The sequence below is a fragment of the Mesorhizobium sp. M0018 genome, assembly GCF_040323955.1.
In the GTDB taxonomy this organism is placed as follows: domain Bacteria; phylum Pseudomonadota; class Alphaproteobacteria; order Rhizobiales; family Rhizobiaceae; genus Mesorhizobium.
Genome location: NZ_JAMYVL010000014.1, coordinates 117,596 through 133,884 on the forward strand (window position 1 = coordinate 117,596; position 16,289 = coordinate 133,884).

12 protein-coding genes and 5 pseudogenes are annotated in these 16,289 nt (G+C 59.6%); 11 read left to right on the forward strand and 6 right to left on the reverse strand.

What is annotated here, in order from left to right; translation table 11 throughout:
* Positions 1-65: 65 nt before the first annotated feature.
* The 8 genes and pseudogenes from NKJ81_RS20445 to NKJ81_RS20480 all read left to right on the forward strand — a co-directional run bounded on the left by NKJ81_RS20445 (position 66) and on the right by NKJ81_RS20480 (position 5,218).
* On the forward strand, positions 66-533 hold the full coding sequence (locus tag NKJ81_RS20445) for an ATP-binding cassette domain-containing protein (RefSeq protein ID WP_352541522.1): 468 nt from the start codon (positions 66-68) through the stop codon (positions 531-533).
* Positions 533-1,309 carry an amidohydrolase family protein gene (locus NKJ81_RS20450; protein WP_352541523.1) on the forward strand — a complete coding sequence of 259 codons (777 nt, stop codon included), beginning with the start codon at positions 533-535 and terminating at the stop codon, positions 1,307-1,309. The genes NKJ81_RS20445 and NKJ81_RS20450 overlap by 1 nt, the downstream gene beginning before the upstream one ends.
* A 35-nt stretch (positions 1,310-1,344) precedes the next feature.
* On the forward strand, positions 1,345-2,097 hold the full coding sequence (locus NKJ81_RS20455; protein WP_352541524.1) for an SDR family NAD(P)-dependent oxidoreductase: 753 nt from the start codon (positions 1,345-1,347) through the stop codon (positions 2,095-2,097).
* Positions 2,098-2,116: 19 nt separating this feature from the next.
* A complete protein-coding gene (locus tag NKJ81_RS20460) occupies positions 2,117-2,956 on the forward strand; it encodes a transketolase (protein ID WP_502904306.1) in 840 nt (279 codons plus the stop codon).
* The gene (locus NKJ81_RS20465) at positions 2,953-3,975 is read left to right on the forward strand and encodes a transketolase family protein (RefSeq protein WP_502895560.1); all 1,023 of its coding nucleotides are present in this window, start codon (positions 2,953-2,955) and stop codon (positions 3,973-3,975) included. Before NKJ81_RS20460 ends, NKJ81_RS20465 begins: the two co-directional genes overlap by 4 nt.
* A 106-nt stretch (positions 3,976-4,081) precedes the next feature.
* A pseudogene (locus NKJ81_RS20470) lies at positions 4,082-4,368 on the forward strand (transposase); the annotation flags it as partial.
* A 71-nt stretch (positions 4,369-4,439) separates the two neighbouring features.
* A pseudogene (locus NKJ81_RS20475) lies at positions 4,440-4,595 on the forward strand (ATP-binding protein); the annotation flags it as partial.
* Between the two features lie 266 nt (positions 4,596-4,861).
* Positions 4,862-5,218 carry a hypothetical protein gene (locus NKJ81_RS20480; protein ID WP_352453730.1) on the forward strand — a complete coding sequence of 119 codons (357 nt, stop codon included), beginning with the start codon at positions 4,862-4,864 and terminating at the stop codon, positions 5,216-5,218.
* A 138-nt stretch (positions 5,219-5,356) separates the two neighbouring features.
* Here the strand turns inward: NKJ81_RS20480 and NKJ81_RS20485 are convergent, their stop codons facing one another.
* The gene (locus NKJ81_RS20485; RefSeq protein WP_352453731.1) at positions 5,357-6,325 is read right to left on the reverse strand and encodes a glycosyltransferase family 10 domain-containing protein; all 969 of its coding nucleotides are present in this window, start codon (positions 6,323-6,325) and stop codon (positions 5,357-5,359) included.
* A gap of 536 nt (positions 6,326-6,861) precedes the next feature.
* On the opposite strand from NKJ81_RS20485, the pseudogene NKJ81_RS20490 reads away from it, so the two are divergent.
* Positions 6,862-7,985, forward strand: a pseudogene (locus tag NKJ81_RS20490) (site-specific integrase).
* A 242-nt stretch (positions 7,986-8,227) separates the two neighbouring features.
* Here NKJ81_RS20490 and NKJ81_RS20495 read toward each other — a convergent pair.
* Positions 8,228-9,889 carry a tannase/feruloyl esterase family alpha/beta hydrolase gene (locus NKJ81_RS20495; protein WP_352541526.1) on the reverse strand — a complete coding sequence of 554 codons (1,662 nt, stop codon included), beginning with the start codon at positions 9,887-9,889 and terminating at the stop codon, positions 8,228-8,230.
* 191 nt (positions 9,890-10,080) lie between these two features.
* Here NKJ81_RS20495 and NKJ81_RS20500 point away from each other — a divergent pair.
* Positions 10,081-10,390, forward strand: a pseudogene (locus NKJ81_RS20500) (integrase); the annotation flags it as partial.
* Positions 10,391-10,392: 2 nt separating this feature from the next.
* Here NKJ81_RS20500 and NKJ81_RS20505 read toward each other — a convergent pair.
* From NKJ81_RS20505 to nadE, 4 genes and pseudogenes are all read right to left on the reverse strand, one after another.
* Positions 10,393-10,650 carry an aminopeptidase gene (locus tag NKJ81_RS20505; RefSeq protein WP_352453904.1) on the reverse strand — a complete coding sequence of 86 codons (258 nt, stop codon included), beginning with the start codon at positions 10,648-10,650 and terminating at the stop codon, positions 10,393-10,395.
* 56 nt (positions 10,651-10,706) lie between these two features.
* The gene (locus tag NKJ81_RS20510; RefSeq protein WP_352541527.1) at positions 10,707-10,859 is read right to left on the reverse strand and encodes an aminopeptidase; all 153 of its coding nucleotides are present in this window, start codon (positions 10,857-10,859) and stop codon (positions 10,707-10,709) included.
* 452 nt (positions 10,860-11,311) lie between these two features.
* The gene (locus NKJ81_RS20515) at positions 11,312-12,394 is read right to left on the reverse strand and encodes a sensor histidine kinase (protein ID WP_352541528.1); all 1,083 of its coding nucleotides are present in this window, start codon (positions 12,392-12,394) and stop codon (positions 11,312-11,314) included.
* 404 nt (positions 12,395-12,798) lie between these two features.
* Positions 12,799-13,130 (reverse strand): annotated as a pseudogene (nadE, locus tag NKJ81_RS20520) (NAD(+) synthase); the annotation flags it as partial.
* A gap of 1,013 nt (positions 13,131-14,143) precedes the next feature.
* Here nadE and NKJ81_RS20525 point away from each other — a divergent pair.
* A complete protein-coding gene (locus NKJ81_RS20525; RefSeq protein ID WP_352541551.1) occupies positions 14,144-16,210 on the forward strand; it encodes a carbamoyltransferase family protein in 2,067 nt (688 codons plus the stop codon).
* The last annotated feature ends 79 nt before the right edge of the window (positions 16,211-16,289 follow it).

Genomic DNA, 16,289 nt, shown 5'->3' on the forward strand with positions numbered 1-16,289 from the left:
GTTAAGAAACGAAAATTGAGCCGAATGTCAATCGGTCGCACAGTGGTCCCGGAAGGAGATACAGGATGGAGCCGAGTTCAACCCAAAGCTTGGGTAGCGCCGGCAACGTGCCGGGAGTTGGACAGGTATTGACCAGGAAGCCCCTGATCGAAGCTGCGAATATCGAGAAGAGTTATGACGCAACCCGTGTCCTGCGGGGTGTGAGTTTTCAGGTCCGGGCCGACGAAATCCACGCGCTCCTGGGCGGCAACGGCGCCGGCAAAAGCACTCTCATCCGCATCGTCACAGGGCTGACCTCACGCGAAGCCGGCGAGATTGGCTTCGCCTCGTCGAAGGCCGACCACAACAGCCCGATCATGGCGGTGGTGCATCAGGAGCTGGCGCTGTTGCCCGAGCTGTCCGGTCGCGGAAAACATCGGCATTGTGCATGCGAGGTCGGGCTGGTCGCAGATCAGCCGTCGCCGCACGCGCGAAACTGCGCTCGGAGCGCTCCAGCTGATCGACCCAGCGATCGGCGAAGCGATCGTCGATAATGCCGGCACGCAAATTGTCCCTCCACGAAGGCCAGATCGTCCAGATCGCTCGTGCCCTTTCCACCGGAGCCGAAGTGCTGCTTCTCGATCCCGGCGATCCGGTTGGGGAAACGCGCTGGCTGCAGGAAATCGCCAACAAGCGAGGCTTTCCGCATGGCATCGTCGGCTATGCCGACCTGTCCCAACCCGACGTCGGCGACCTCCTCGACCGCCACATGGAATATCCGAACTTCCGCGGCATGCGGCAGCCGATGAATTATCATCCCGACCCCGCCAAGACCTATCTGGCGCGGCCGGAGGTCAGTCGTACGCCCGAATGGCGGCGCGGCTTCCGGGAGCTGGCGAAGCGCGGGCTGAGCTTCGACCCGCAGCTCTACTATCCGCAGATGAGCGAGTTCCTCGAACTGGCGCGCGACTTTCCCGACGTGCAGATCATTCTCAATCACACCGGCATGCAGGTCGACGGCGCCGAGCATTTTGGCGCCTGGAAAAAAGGCATGCACCAGTTAGCGCAAGCGCCGAACGTCGCCTGGATCTCGGGCCTCGGCATGGGCGACTGGACTTGGACCACGTTCTCGATCCGTCCTTATGTCGAGGAGGCGATCGCAGTCTTCGGCGTCGGCCGCTCGATGTTCGCGACGAACTTCCCCGTCGACAAGCTGTTCTCGAGCTTCGACGCCATTTTGAACGCCTTCAAGGAAATTACGATCGCCCACCCGCACGAGGAGCGGCTCGCGCTGTTCCATGACAACGCCGCCCGGTTCTACCGACTTTAGATCGCCGGCAAACAGAAATAGCAGGAGAGTTCGACTTGTTGCTGAAGGGCAAGGCCGTGGTGATTTCGGGGGCCGCGGGCCCCCGGGGAATTGGCCGCTCCACGGCAGCGCTGATGGTACAGCACGGGGCTCGCGTTGCAATACTCGACCTCGATGACGGGCAAGCGCGTGACGCCGCTGCGTCGCTTGGACCCGACCATATCGGCCTTGCGTGCAACGTCGCGGACCTCGACGCCTGCAAGAGGGCGGCGGCGCAAGTGACAGAAACCTTGGGCAGGATCGATGTGCTCTGCAACAATGCGGGCGTCACGCAGCCCGCAAAGACACTGGATATCGGCCCGGCTGACTGGGACCGCATGCTCGATGTCAACCTACGCGGCGTGCTCTATCTCAGCCAGGCATTCATCCCGAACATGCGAGAAAATGGCGGCGGCTCGATCATCTGCATGTCGTCGGTTTCGGCCCAGCGCGGCGGCGGCATCTTCGGTGGCCCGCACTATTCGGCTGCCAAGGCGGGTGTTCTGGGGCTTGCCAAGGCCATGGCGCGCGAATTCGGGCCCGACCGCATCCGCGTCAACTGCGTCACACCGGGCCTGATCCAGACCGACATCACTGGGGGCAAACTGACCGACGCCATGCGCGCCGACATCATCAAGGGAATCCCGCTCAGCCGGCTGGGCGACGCACGCGACGTCGCCGGCGCCTATCTCTTTCTGGCGTCCGATCTGGCCAGCTACATCACCGGCGCCGTGATCGACGTCAACGGTGGGATGCTGATCCATGGCTGAGAGGACACCGGATCTTGAGATGCCTCGCGCTGGCAGCAATGTCAGCCTGGCCGAACGAGCCTATCGTATCCGCCGACATGCCGTCCGGATGGGTCAAGTCCAGGGCCAAGGTTACGTCGGACAGGCACTGGGTATCGCCGACGTGCTTGCCGTCGCCTATTTCCATGCGCTTCACTACCGGCCGGACGACACGCTGTGGGAGGGACGCGACCGCTTCCTGCTGTCGATCGGACACTACGCCATCGCGCTCTACGCGGCGCTGATCGAAGCGGGCGTGCTACCGGAGGAAGAGCTCGAGACCTATGGCAGCGACGATAGCCGCATGCCGATGTCCGGCATGGCGGCATACACGCCCGGCATGGAGATCACCGGCGGCTCGCTCGGTCACGGCCTTGGCATCGCTGTCGGTATGTGCATGGGGCTGAGGCGCAAGCAGAGCGACAGTTTCGTCTATAACCTCCTGTCCGACGGCGAACTCGGCGAGGGTTCGACCTGGGAAGCGGCGATGTCGGCGGCCCACCACAAGCTCGACAATCTCATTGCCATCGTCGACTTCAACAACCAGCAGGCCGACGGTCCATCGACGGCCATGCTTTCCTCCGAGCCGGTGACAGACAAGTTCGAGGCGTTCGGCTGGCACGCGCAGCGCGTCGACGGCAACGACATCGAGGCGGTCCGCAAGGCCTTCGACATGGCGCGCGGCCTGAAGGAACCTCGTCCGCGTGTGATCGTTTGCGATACGCGCATGGCCAAGGGTGTGCCATTCCTGGAAACCCGCGACATCACGCATTTCATCCGCGTCGAACCGCACGAATGGACGTTAGCGCTCGAAGCTTTGGAAAAGGGACGTCCGCGTTGAGGTTGTCAAAGTTCGCGCCGCGCCACGCCGCCAATGCCGGTGAGCGCAAGACCACATCGGCGATGATCGCGTCGATCGCGCCCGATGGCGTACCGACACGCAATGCGCCGTTCGGGCACACACTGGCCAGACTGGCGCACCAGCGGCCCGGGATAGTTGGCCTGACGGCGGACCTCGCGAAATACACCGATCTCCATGTCTTCGCACAGGAGCATCCGGACCGCTTCTATCAGATGGGCATGGCGGAGCAGGTGCTGATGAGCGCCGCCGCCGGCTTGGCGCGGGAGGGTTTTACGCCCTTCGCCACCACCTACGCCGTCTTCGCATCGCGACGTGCCTACGATTTCATCTGCATGGCGATCGCCGAGGAGAAACTCAATGTGAAGATCGTCTGCGCCTTACCGGGGCTGACGACCGGCTACGGCCCCAGCCACCAGGCGACGGAGGACATCGCGATCTTCCGCGGGATGCCGAACCTGACGATCATCGACCCTTGCGACGCGCTCGACATCGAACAGGCCACGGAGGCGATCGCGGACTACAACGGGCCGGTCTACATGCGGCTTTCGCGCGGTAAGGTTCCTGTCGTGCTCGACGAAGACGACTATACATTTGAAATCGGCAAGGCGCGAATGCTGCGCGAGGGCGCGGACGTATTGTTCATTTCCAGCGGCCTGATGACCATGCGCGCGCTGGAGGCCGCGAAGGCGCTTGAAGCCGACAGGATCGGCTGCGCCGTTCTGCACGTTCCGACGATCAAACCTCTGGATACGGAGGCGATACTCGCTGCCGCGCGCCGTTCGGGACGGCTGGTGGTGGCGGCGGAGAACCACACCATCATTGGTGGCCTTGGCGAAGGCGTTGCCGCGCTGCTGATGCGCGAGAGAGTGACCCCAGTCTTTCGCCAGATCGCCCTGCCCGACGAGTTCCTCGACGCTGGCGCGCTGCCGACGCTTCACGATCGCTACGGGATCTCAACTTCCGAGCTCGTGCGCCGCGTCCGCATTTGGAGCGAATGAGAAGTAAGAGCTCTCCCCACACAACAGTTGAGTCATCGACCTTGACCTTGCCCCTCTTATCTAATCCGGTTTGAAGTTCGTTCTGGCCCATCGAGAGGACCAGGACATGAAACGTAGCCGCTTCTCTGAAGAGCAGATCATCGGAATTTTGAAGGAACATGAGGCCGGGGTATCGGTTGCCGATCTGTGCCGCAAGCACGGGGTCAGCGACGCCTCGATTTACAACTGGAAGGCCCGCTTCGGCGGGATGGATGTCTGCGAGGCTCGGCGACTGAAGGCTCTGGAGGACGAGAACACGCGGCTGAAGCGGCTTCTGGCCGACGCCATGCTCGACAATGCCGCGTTGAAGGATCTTGTGGGAAAGAAATGGTGACGCCCGCGGCCAAGCGGAAACCTTTCCAGCGACCAGATCGATCAACTTCAACGCCGACTGCAACGGACCAGGCGATCAAGGAAAGGTGCATCATGAAGCATTCGCGGAGCCGACAATAGCCGACGCCATTCTCGACCGGATCATCCACAACGCCCATCGCATCACCCTCGAAGGCGACAGCATGAGAAAGCAAAAAACACCGTCGCCCTTGACCGGCGCCGAAAACGGCGAAATCAATCACAAATGACTTCAACCAGGCAACCGAGCGCCGACCCCATCCTGCTGTCCGCGAATTAGTGAAACTGCTGTCCGCGATTTAGCGGAACGACTGTCCCGTTTTTGCGAAATACGCACGTCCGACGCAGCTTGCGTTGACAGAGGCGGTTTTACGCGCAGTTGCAATAGCACTTCCGCCGGCCTATTTTTGTGGAGTTCAATTGTGGTTCGGCCAAGGGCGCTTTGGGCGCCGGACCGGCCCCGTGTAAACCTCATTAAAGAGAGACGAACCCTGCCATGGAAGAATTCTTATCGCGCATCGCCACTGGTGCCGGCATCGGCCCGGCTCTCGCAGAGAAGGCCGTTGGGTTAATGCTGGGTTTCCTGCAACGCCACGCGGCCGACGGTCCCGTTGCGCGCATGATCGCGGCCATTCCCGGAGCTTCGGAATTAGTGGCGAAGTATCATGGCAACGACCCAGAGGGCGGAGGCGGCCTCATGGGGCTCGGCCAGCAATTGATGAGTGAGGGTCTCAGCATTCTAAAGATCGCCGCCATCGCCAACGAGACGATCGCCTTCGCCAAGGAACATGCCGGCGACGAACTCGTGGACGAGGTCCTCAATTCCGTTCCTGGCCTTCCCCAGTTCGTCTGATCAGCGGCAGCCGGGGGCGCATGACCTCGTGCGCCCGTGCCGGCCCGTCTGCGCAGGTAGGCATTCTCCGCCGAGCGCTCCGTACCGATCTCGCCAGACCACCAACCGCCGGGCACGCGAAGCGAGCGTTGGAGTACTTCATTCGTCTGTCCCAAAATCGACCGCAGGCGAACCGATGTGTATAACTTCCGGCGGTAAGGGTTTATCGTGAACGCTTTCGATGAAGCCCGCGAGATAAGCAAACGTATTGTATTTCTCAAGAACCAACCGCTTCGCCTCTTGTATTGCGCCGCGACGCTCCTTCCAGAGGTCCGAGTCGATGATTTCTTGAATTTTTTGGATTACGTTCTTGTCCTCTGGGTCAATCAGAACCATTGAGTCGGAAGGGAAGAACCTCGTGATTGCCGGGCTGCCGTAATAGATCGGCATTGTTTCAGCAACGAAGCAGTCCATAAGCTTCTCTGTAAAATAGTAATCAGCACGAGTATTCTCGAAAGCTATACTGTAACGGTACGGTGCGAGTGCGTCCCATTTATCTCCAATCAGCCGAAAACCTCGGCCGAACAGGTCAAAATCGAGCTCCTCTCTCAGCCGTTCCAGAAACGCCAGCCGATATCGATGCCCTTTAAGCAGGGCGATGTTACTGGTAATCCATGAGAGCCGAAGCGGCTTGTCCACGACTTCGCTGACCAGAAGTTGGTCATATGTCTTTGTTACAGACCAAGACCGAGTGATAGGTGGAGACAAAACGAATCGGCGCTCTGCATTCTGCCGAGCAGCCAGCTCTGCGTCAGACGTCAGGACGATGGTATTTTTCCCCTGCCCTTCATGAAATGCGCGATGAGCTTTCGTCGGCGGTTCGCCGATTGCAAAAATTGTCCTGTTTGGACTCGCCTCGATATCAACAGGGAGCCCAAAAATAGAAGCAGAGTTAAAGACAATATGCCAATCGGGCGCGAAGGATGTCCTGCGTACAAAAGCGACATTGTTCCAGATTCCACTGCCCTTTGGAGTGAGATGGTGGATTGCATCATCCAAAACGCCCCAAGAATCCAGACATGTAGCAACAATGGGCGCCGGACGTTCCGTCAACAATTTGGTCGACAAAGCAGTTCCACCCCATTCACTTCCGTTGGACCGGGAGCAACTCGTGCATCGGGCGCAAGACCTCTCTGCACCTGAAATAGCTCGCGATCCTGATCGGTATCAAACACACGATTCTGTGCGACTTCGCGATTCTGTGCGACTTCGCGCCATTCGACAACTCATCTCTAAGACCGCGGGAATCCCTTCACTCGTGAAGGTACTCAATCGCCATTTCGGATTGCGGTAAGATTGGGCAGCATAAACCTTCCGGGACCCGCTGTCGAGGCAATTGTCGCTTTGCACCTAACCAGGTTCTTCCTCACTTTGTGTGGTGATCAGGCCGGTTGAGTGGCAGCATGCGTGCCCTCTAAAATATGGAAGTTGACTACATTCTTATTATTAATCGGGATATACGACCAGTTTAGAGGCGGCTCGCCTCTCACAGGCGACGTTTGCAGCGGCGACGGCAGATCGAGATATTGGCGGGTTGATGCCGGGGCTTTGTCCGAAATCTGTGGTCCGATTTCGGACGAAGTGACGGTCAAGATGTCCGAAATATGCTACGAATTTCGGACAAGCTTCATACACAAAGCGCCGCGGCTTTGCCCGACATCATCGATATCGTCATGCAGATGGGCGATGCCGACCTAGCCTCGTCCCCTCCCCTTCCAGCCATTGCCAATCCCAGCCTGCCTGCGCAGCTTGAGGCGCTCGCCGGCCGCGCGCGCGATTATATCGAGGCGGCGAGTTCGGCCAACACGCGCCGCGCCTACGCAGCCGACTGGAAGCATTTTTCGAGCTGGTGCCGGCGCCAAGGCATCGAGATGTTCCCGCCCGATCCTGAGGTCGTCGGGCTCTATATCGCCGCCTGCGCGTCAGGTACGGCCACTGGCGACAAAAAGCCCAACACCGTTTCAACCATCGAGCGCCGGCTTTCGTCGCTCTCCTGGAATTTTGCCCAGCGCGGCCAGCCGCTGGACCGCAAGGACCGGCATATCGCCACGGTGATGGCTGGCGTTCGCAACACCCACGCCTCCCCTCCCCGGCAGAAGGAAGCGATCCTGCCCGAGGATCTGATCGCATGTTCGAGACCCTCGACCGCGGCACGCTGCGTGGTCTGCGCGACCGCGCCATGCTGCTTTTGGGTTTCGCCGGCGGCCTTCGCCGATCCGAAATCGTCGGCCTCGACGTCGGCAGGGATCAGACCGAGGACGGCCGCGGCTGGGTCGAGATTTTTGCCGATAAGGGTCTGCTTGTCACATTGCGCGGCAAAACCGGCTGGCGCGAGGTCGAAATCGGCCGCGGCTCCTCCGACGTCACCTGCCCTGTGGTCGCTCTGCAGACCTGGCTAAGACTGGCGCGCATTGCGCACGGACCGCTGTTTCGGCGCGTTGCTGGTCAAGGCAGAGCCGTCGGTGCCGATCGCTTGAACGACCAGGAGGTCGCACGCCTGGTCAAGCGCACGGCGCTCGCCGCCGGCGTGCGCGGCGATCTGTCGGAGGGCGAACGGGCCAAGAAATTCGCCGGCCACTCACTGCGCGCCGGCCTCGCCTCGTCGGCCGAGGTCGACGAACGCTATGTGCAAAAACAGCTCGGCCATGCCTCCGCGGAGATGACGCGAAATTATCAGCGCCGGCGCGATCGTTTCCGCGTAAATCTCACCAAGGCGTCCGGGCTCTGATGCCCCCGTTTTGTCCGCTGGGATGAGGCGGTCAGATCTCAGGCGATAACAATTACCTCATCGAGCACAGCGAGCGCTGTGTCCAGACTATCGGCGGCCGACGCTTCGTAGTCAGGCATGATCATCAACTGCGTTATGGCACGGCCCACAAATTCCGGGTTTAGCTTTTCCAACCGATCCTTGGTCCGGGAGACCTGTTCCGGGAATGCGCGCAGATTGAAGCGAACAAATGACGAGGTCTCTTATCCCCGACACGAATAGCTCGCGATCTCATCGGGATTTCCCTTACCGCCATAGGCAGCTTGAGTGGGATAAGCGCAGATCGGCTGGTGCTTGCCGGGGAATGCCTTGCTGCCAGCCGCGAGAGAATCCGGAGCCTTGTCTTGGTTTATCCAGCCCTCGATGGCGGCCAAAGGATCAAAGTCGTCGAAGGCTTGGCCATCGCCGCAGTGGGTCATCCCCGGGATTATGAACATGCGCACGAAACGGCGAGTCGCTTCCAAATCGCCGCCGCTTGTGACCTCGACGACTTGCTTGTACCAGCGCACCAGATCGTTGGCTGAGAAGACCGGATCGGAAAGTCCCTGAAACAAGAGCAGCTTTCCACCGTGGGCAGCGAAGCTGGCGAGATACGTGCCGGTCGCATCATTGAGCTTGGCCGTATCCGCAACGCGTGCCGGATCCTTGTCGAAGTCGAACTTCAGGGGGTCAAAATTCGGCGCCGGGGGCGTCATGAAGTAGTATTGAAGCGAGCGGGCTCCCAGAACGATGTTATTTGCATCCGACTGGGAAGTGGGGGAATTGCCCAGCTTCCACATTCTCCAGTCCGCGCCCGCAACGCCCGTATCATATGGCCAATCGCTGTAAAGCTTTTCGCCATCGGAGCTTTCCGGACCCGCGAACGCGCGGCTCATGGACTGCACTTGACCAGCCGTGAGGCAGCTGTCCGTCTTATCGCCTTGGCAGGACAGGACCTTTGGGTCGAACCGGCACTGCTCCCAGGCGTTGATGACGCCATCCTCAATGCCATCGCGGGCATCACAGGCAGCGAGAACCGCCTTGGCGACGATGTTCAGATCCTGCTGGGAGAAGGCGCGGGATAGAATAGGATGGCCGGCCTCATCCTTGGGAGCGATGCTCATGTACTGGCGAGTATCCCAGGCTTCGGCAATGTTGGCGGCACTGAGACGAAAACCCGGGCTACCTGCAACAATGCCGTCGAACTCGAGCGGATATCGCTGAGCCGCTATCAACGCCTCACGACCGCCATTCGAGCATCCCATGAACACCGACTTTTTCGGAGCCGCCCCATAGAACTTGGCAATCACCTGCTTCGAGACCGAAGTGACTTTGCCAATGGAGGCGTACGCAAAATCAATGCGTGCGGCTTGATCGACCCCGAAAGCCGGATCGGGGCTTGGGTGCCCGCCATCCATGCTTACAACAGTGTAGCCGCGCAAGAGCCCGGGAGCCGCGGTCGAGTTCCGGCAAGGAATGGTCCCGACGGCCGGCGCCAGGAAGCCATCAACTGCGCCGCCGCCCTGGAAAAGGAACATGTCGTTCCAGGTCGTCGGAAGACGCACCTCAAACCGGGTGCCATATGATTGACCATCGACCCCCTGGCGTTTCCCGATAACACCTCGGACAAGGCAGTGCCCGCCCACTTTTACCGCCTGAGGCGAGGCGCCGGTGAATGCAGTGAAGGGATCTGCGGGGATCTCCTGCGGCTTTTGAAGGCTAGCCTCGGTAAAGATCACGCTTGGAATTTTGAGCTTGGCGATGGACCGGCACGCCTGATCCGACGCGTTTGCCGCCAGTGCAGGCGCACATACACATATGATCGCCAACATCAGTGCCAGCGTGCACCCGCGGTCCCGCAGCTTGAGCCCGTTAGCCAAGAACATACCCATCCTCCCTGGATGCGCCCGATAGCCCGAAAGCTGATCGCATTGGTAGCTAGTTGTGAGCTTTCACTAGGTTGTCCATCCGGTCCGAACCGGGAAAGCTGAGATTGTCGAAGCTTCAGTGACTCCAGGGGGACCGGATGAACATCCATAAGAATACCGGTCTGACGCCGCTCGGTCGAGAGCGGATTTTTTGCGCCTGGGCGCGCCGGCAGCACCTCGAGGTGTTGCCGCCTGATCCGCAGACCGTCGGCCTCTACATGTGCATCCAGAAAGGTTACAGGAGACAAGAAACCAAACTCTGTGGCGACGATCGAGCGCCGTCTCTCCTCCCTGGCGTGGAATTATACGCAGCGTGGCGAGCCGCTCGATCGAAAGGACCGCCATATCGCCACCGTGCCCGCCGGCATCCGTAACAGCCACGCAAAACCGTCTGTGCAGAATGAGGCCATACTTCCCAAAGACCTGATCGCCATGCTGGAGACGGTGCTCCGCAAGACCCATCAGGTCGCCCCAGGCCAGAGCAACCGGCTGGTCCCCGGGGAGGACGAAACGGTCGACCACTCCGCTTGTTCGACTTGTGTTCGGGCGACTATCCCGGCTTCTATGCATCGCGCTTCGGCGCGGCGAGCTTTGTCCAACGCGCCAAGCCTTTGAACCGAATCGCTGTAGACGGAAGTCGCGGCGAGCTTCGCGTTGTTGATCGGAGCATCGAACCAGGCGTCGTATCCGCGGTATCCACCCCATCGTCTGTCGCGCAATCTGTTGGCGAGCGCATCCTCAGCCGTTCGATCGCGGCCGTCTTTGCCGCAAACTATTATATGGCGGCCGCCGATGCCATTCGGGCGCGCAATATCTCAGGGGTTGAAGGATCGTCGATCAGTTTTCCGATGTCTTGGCGGGCCGCGATGATCTGCACATGACCCTGCAAAGATTGCGCGTAGTAGGAAATACTGGTGCAACTGCTCACCCCAGGCGTCAGGATAATCGTAGAACCAATCGAACGAATGCACGCATCGCGGTTTGCCTACAGCACTGCTCTCCTGTCCCGATAGCGCAAATTCGCGGTTACCTCCGGCCACGAACAGTCGGACCAATTTTATTTGTAGGTTAGACCTTCGTCCTCGGCAAGATTGGCCAAGCGATGACTCGCTGCTGAATTGCCGGCCCGCGCGTGATGAGCGCGAAGGCGTCAGGTAGCCCCCGCCGTCAAGACTCAAGCCGCAACGCAATCAGGCGGGAGTGCCTTCCGCTAGGTGGGGATGGACTGGCCGCCGAAATCAGAAGCAGCAAGCCTGGAGCATAATGGAAGACCTCGACCATGTGAAGCAGGCCGTGAAGGGCGACCTAGCCTATTTGCAGCCACCTGCTCAAAGCCGCGACATGAAGCCAGCCGCCAGCCTGCTAGTCGACAGCAACCGTTCAGCTTGCTGCCGCCGACCGCTTGAAAACGATGGTCACCTTCGTCCCTTTGTTGGCGCTGGACTCGACGGCTAGCTGCGCCTTGGCGTTCTCGGTCAGCGATCGCGCGATCAGCGCTCCGAGCTTGCCTGGTTTGGGCCACACGTCGCCTTCCGGCAGGCCGATTCCGTCGTCCGCCACTATAACCCGGCAGCCGTCGCCATCGACGACGCTGTGCAGTGTTATCGTGCCGCCATCGCGGCCCCGGAACGCATGCTTTAGTGAATTGGTCAGCAATTCGTTTACGACCAGCCCGGCCGGCATGGCGACGTTTATTGACACCGGATATGTATCCACCTTCATATCCAGCCGGATTCCCTCGACCGCATGCGAGCTCATGACCGCGGACGCGATCTGGCTGAGATAGACGCCAAGGTCGACCTCCTCCTTCGGCTCGTCGGCCGTTAGCGTCTGGTAGAGGATCGCCAGAGCGTCGACGCGACCGGCGAGCCGCTCAAACCGTCTCCGGTCGGCCTCGGTCGCGTTGCGGCTTTCCAGCCGGATCAGCGCGGTGATCATCTGCAGGTTGTTCTTCACCCGGTGCTGCAGTTCGCGCAGCAGCGTGTCTTTCTCGCTGACACGCTCCTCCGCCGAGCGCTCATCTCCCGCCTCGCCATGGGCGGATACGTCGACCAGGGCCACCAGTCGGAAGCACACCTTGCCGTTGTCGTCTTCGATCACGTTCGAATAAACGTCGACGATCGCGGGTTTGTCCTCTCCGCGCTCCAGCTTGAAGGTGCCGACCAAATCGGTTCCCTCGACCACGGCCTCGGCAAGCGGCCTGTCCTTTTGCTGATGGAGGCCTTTGCCCAAAAGGGCTGCCCAGTTTGCTCGTGTGAGCCTGGCGGCTGTCAGGCCTGACAGTTTCTCGAATTCCGGATTGGCGTAGACCACGCGCTCTTCACCGGCAAGGTCCGAAACGGCTATGGCGATCGGCACCTGGTCGAGGAATTTCTTGAACTGTTCGCTTTCCAGTGCGGTTGCAAGGTCAGGTGTATCAAGTAACTGCTCGACCGCCTCAGCCTTCTCTGAATCCGATGTCATTTGCGCGCCTGTTCTGTGCGGATGATATCAACAATGCGGCGAGCCCGCCATCGCCAAAACTGGAGCTGCATCTCACGTTTCGCATCACGCATCTGACAACCAGCTCTGCATAGCGTAACGGCCGCACGTCTAGCATTGCGACCGGCCGAAGGAGAGCGGCAAGGATCGGCTACAATCCAGGTGCCTGGAATGTCGAAGCGACCGGTCAAGTGGGTACGCTGCGGAAGATCGATAGAGCAGGCATTCAGGGAGAATGAGTTCGCGTGCCGGCCTCGGCGATACGTGCCGACACTGTCAACCTCATGACCGCATGCGGGCTGAAAGAGCAGCGCTTCGCTCCAGCGGTAATTCAGGCCGCTAGCTGCCTAACTGCGGCAAGCCCATCGATCGTGTATGTTGAGACGCTATTGCCGATGCCTAAATATCGAACCCGTCATGGCAATCGTTGTGACGGGAAGCGCTCGCTTATGGGCTGTGCCGGAATGCGCATGAAGTATACGCCTGTGCGCCGCTTCGTTGATCTCTTGGCCTTCGAGGAAGTCGTCAATCTCATCGTATGTGAGACCGGGACGAGGTTCTCCAGGTCGGCGGTCGGGATCTTTTCAACAAGATCAGACGGAGCGCCCAGATACACTGCCAAGGCGCGAACTCTGCGCTTGTTCAGCCCGGAAAGAGGAAGAATGTCTGCGGCACCATCGCCGAACTTGGTGAAGAAGCCCATCAAGGCCTCGGCTGCTTCGAAGCGACTTCTGAAAAAGAAGTGTGGGTTTGCTCTCATACCCTTTGCTGAAAAATGTTGTCATAGAGCGCATGGAATGCCACGCGCTTCGAATCGGAGTAGCCATCCGGGAAGCCTGAAGCCCCTTTGAAGCGCATGTCCGGCAGCTATTCATAGCGTGGATGACTTTGATCGAAACAAACGATTTCATAACTCTTCGGAAATCTTGCATGGACAAAAGCACGTCCGCACCGGTCACCCATCCAAAGGAGAAAATCTTCCATGCGCCCTGACGTGCAGTGGAGGTCGTGCCGAGAAGTGAGTTGCAACTGGCCGATCATGTCGGCGGTTCGACGCTAGTCGTCCCCAATGTTCCTGAGCTGCGAAGTCTTGCAGGCGAGCCAGCTGCCCAGCGCGATTCTGCTTGTGGCGGGCTTTTTGCCGCAGGCAGTCCGCTCGTTTGGGCAGCGGATTGGAGACCCGGCCGGCAGCGCTACCATACAACATCAGCGCACTTTACATCTACGCGGTATTGCCGGGCTTCCAGTCGGTGCCATGTTTGGCCGACGAATGACGCGATACGGCCTCCTGCACAAGCGAAGGCGTTATCGGATGTGCGACCGGGAAGCAGGCGGACAGTGCAGCACATGTCAGTCGCCTGTGCGACGGTCTTTCGGGGAATGAAATCGGGCCAGTTCACGGCGCGGCATTATTCGTCAACAGCCGCCCCTTCGCAAGGATATAGGCAGCCCGCGTCACAAGTTCGTGCTGCAGATGAAAACGGCATCGCCGGCATGCAAGTCAGCAGCCGCTCAAGATTCGATGATCCAGCCAAGCTCTCGGCGTCATGGAACGGCAGGCGCCACGATCGAAGCATCTCATGTTGATTCAGGCGGACCCTTATGAGGCGTTCTTTGATGCCGGTGATGCCTGACAGGCGGTTGCAGCTGCAAGCGACAACGCGGCCTATTTAGTTGGAAACGGTCTGAGGCAGGCCAATTTGGCTTGCCCGTCACTATGTGGAGAAAGAAATGCTGTGTCTAGGAATTAGCGGCGGACTTGACCAAGTCCATGAAAACCGATTCGAGCTTCGGAACGCCTTTATGCACGATGGCGCCGCGGTGCTCGTCCGAGACGGACGGGTGATAGCAGCCGTCGAAGAGGAACGCCTCAATCGGATGAAACACTCCAACAAGCTCCCAATTCGTTCGATTCAATACTGTCTGTCAGCGGCGGGGGTTCAGCTCAACGACATTGATCGTGTCGCGCTCTACGCCAGCGAGCCCTATGCCAACGCCATGCTTGAAGGTATGTCCGCATCCCACCCGGACATTCTCTCCATTCCGTTGGATGCTAAAACGTTGGTGCAGGATCTGTTAACGCGTGAGTTCGGCACTAAGTTGGACAGTTCGCGTATTTCATTCGTAAGTCATCATCAGGCGCACGCCGTGAGCGCCTTTGCAATGTCGGGCTTCGAACAAAGTCTCATTCTAGCGATTGATGGCTCTGGTGATTTCCTATCGGGCCTCTTGGCGGTAGGGTCTGGCACAGAAATTACGCAACTCGAGGCTTTCCCCGAGAACAATTCTCTTGGGCTGTTTTATCTCGAGACGATCCGCTATCTCGGCTACGGCTTGTTCGACGAGTATAAGGTAATGGGACTCGCGCCCTACGGCGACCCCGCTCCCTATCGCGAGCTCTTCGAGCAGTTCTACGAGCTCTCCGCCAACGGCGGTGGCTACCGTGTTCACCTCGACCGCATCGGTCCGGCGTTGCTCCGCAATATCGAGGTCAGGCGAAAGGGAATGCCCTTCACCCAGCAGCATCGAGATGTGAGTGCGTCACTGCAGGAAGCGCTTGAGCGGATCGTGTTCCACATTCTCCGGCATCACCGTGAGGCCACCGGCATGAAGCGGTTGTGCCTGGCGGGGGGGGTGGCCCACAACTGCACGATGAACGGTAAGCTGCTGTATTCAGGGCTTTTCGAAGACATTTTCGTGCAACCCGCGTCTCACGACGCTGGCTGCGCATTGGGAGCTGCGCTGATAGTCTCTAACGAGATGGGCCGCCCCGCGCCGTGTGAGCGACTGCAGGAGGTCTATTGGGGTCCTGATCTCGGGAGCGAGCGCGCCGTGCAACAGGAACTGAATGCATGGGCCGGACATCTCGAGGTTGAACGCTCTGATGACGTGGCAAGCAGTGCAGCCGACTGGATCGCCAACGGCGCCGTGATCGGCTGGGTGCAGGGTCGTTCGGAGTTTGGGCCACGTGCGCTGGGCAACCGCAGCATTCTTGCCGACCCTCGGCCCGCCGCAAACAAGGACCGGATCAATGCGATGGTCAAGAAGCGCGAAGGCTATCGGCCCTTCGCGCCATCTGTGCTGGAGGAGGATGCGAGCGAATTTTTCGACCTCCCGGACGGTAGGCACGAATTTCCATTCATGAATTTCGTCGTTCGCGTGCGTGACTCAAAGCGCGCCTTGCTCGGTGCCATCACGCACGTCGACGGTACCGCTCGCCTGCAAACAGTATCGCGCAACGCCAATCCCGCGTACTGGGAGGTCATCAATGCGTTCAAGAAGCGCACAGGCACTCCAATTCTGCTCAATACGTCCTTTAACAATAATGCCGAACCGATCGTGGATTCGGTTGCAGACGCGATTGCCACCTTTCTGACGACAGAGCTGGATGGACTTGTGGTCGGGCCCTTCCTGGTAAAAAAGCGGGCTGCAACGCTGCAGGATTGGACTGCGCTTGCGGTTTCGTTGCCGCCCTATGTGTCCCTCCATCAAACCCGCGCTTACAAAGCGCCAGATCGTCGGGAGACTCACTGCGAGATCAGCACGACCCACTTCAGCAGTGACAGTGTACGAATTTCACACGACTTGTTTAATCTGCTGATGCGGATTGAGGGCGAAGCCGTGTTGGGAGATCTCCTCAATACAATTGCGCCGGATCAGGCTAAGCGTGAAGCTCTGATGGAGGGCCTGCGACGGCTGTGGGAGCAGCGCCTCGTTCGATTGCATCCCTCACAAGCTGCTCGCATGGATCATGACTGCGATCAAACGCTGGACCAGCATAACAGGCTCTCAGCGTGATAGAGGTGCCGCTATCCAAGCTCGGCGAATAAAGGTGTTCATCGACGCCGCCTGCCCGCGCACCCCGGCCAGGCGGTCG

Coding starts and splice junctions, on each gene's coding strand:
- NKJ81_RS20450 (WP_352541523.1), top strand. CDS start 533: ATGCCGGCACGCAAATTGTCCCTCCACGAAGGCCAGATCGTCCAGATC.
- NKJ81_RS20480 (WP_352453730.1), top strand. CDS start 4,862: ATGGAAGAATTCTTATCGCGCATCGCCACTGGTGCCGGCATCGGCCCG.
- NKJ81_RS20460 (WP_502904306.1), top strand. CDS start 2,117: ATGCCTCGCGCTGGCAGCAATGTCAGCCTGGCCGAACGAGCCTATCGT.
- NKJ81_RS20495 (WP_352541526.1), bottom strand. CDS start 9,889: ATGTTCTTGGCTAACGGGCTCAAGCTGCGGGACCGCGGGTGCACGCTG.
- NKJ81_RS20515 (WP_352541528.1), bottom strand. CDS start 12,394: ATGACATCGGATTCAGAGAAGGCTGAGGCGGTCGAGCAGTTACTTGAT.
- NKJ81_RS20445 (WP_352541522.1), top strand. CDS start 66: ATGGAGCCGAGTTCAACCCAAAGCTTGGGTAGCGCCGGCAACGTGCCG.
- NKJ81_RS20525 (WP_352541551.1), top strand. CDS start 14,144: ATGCTGTGTCTAGGAATTAGCGGCGGACTTGACCAAGTCCATGAAAAC.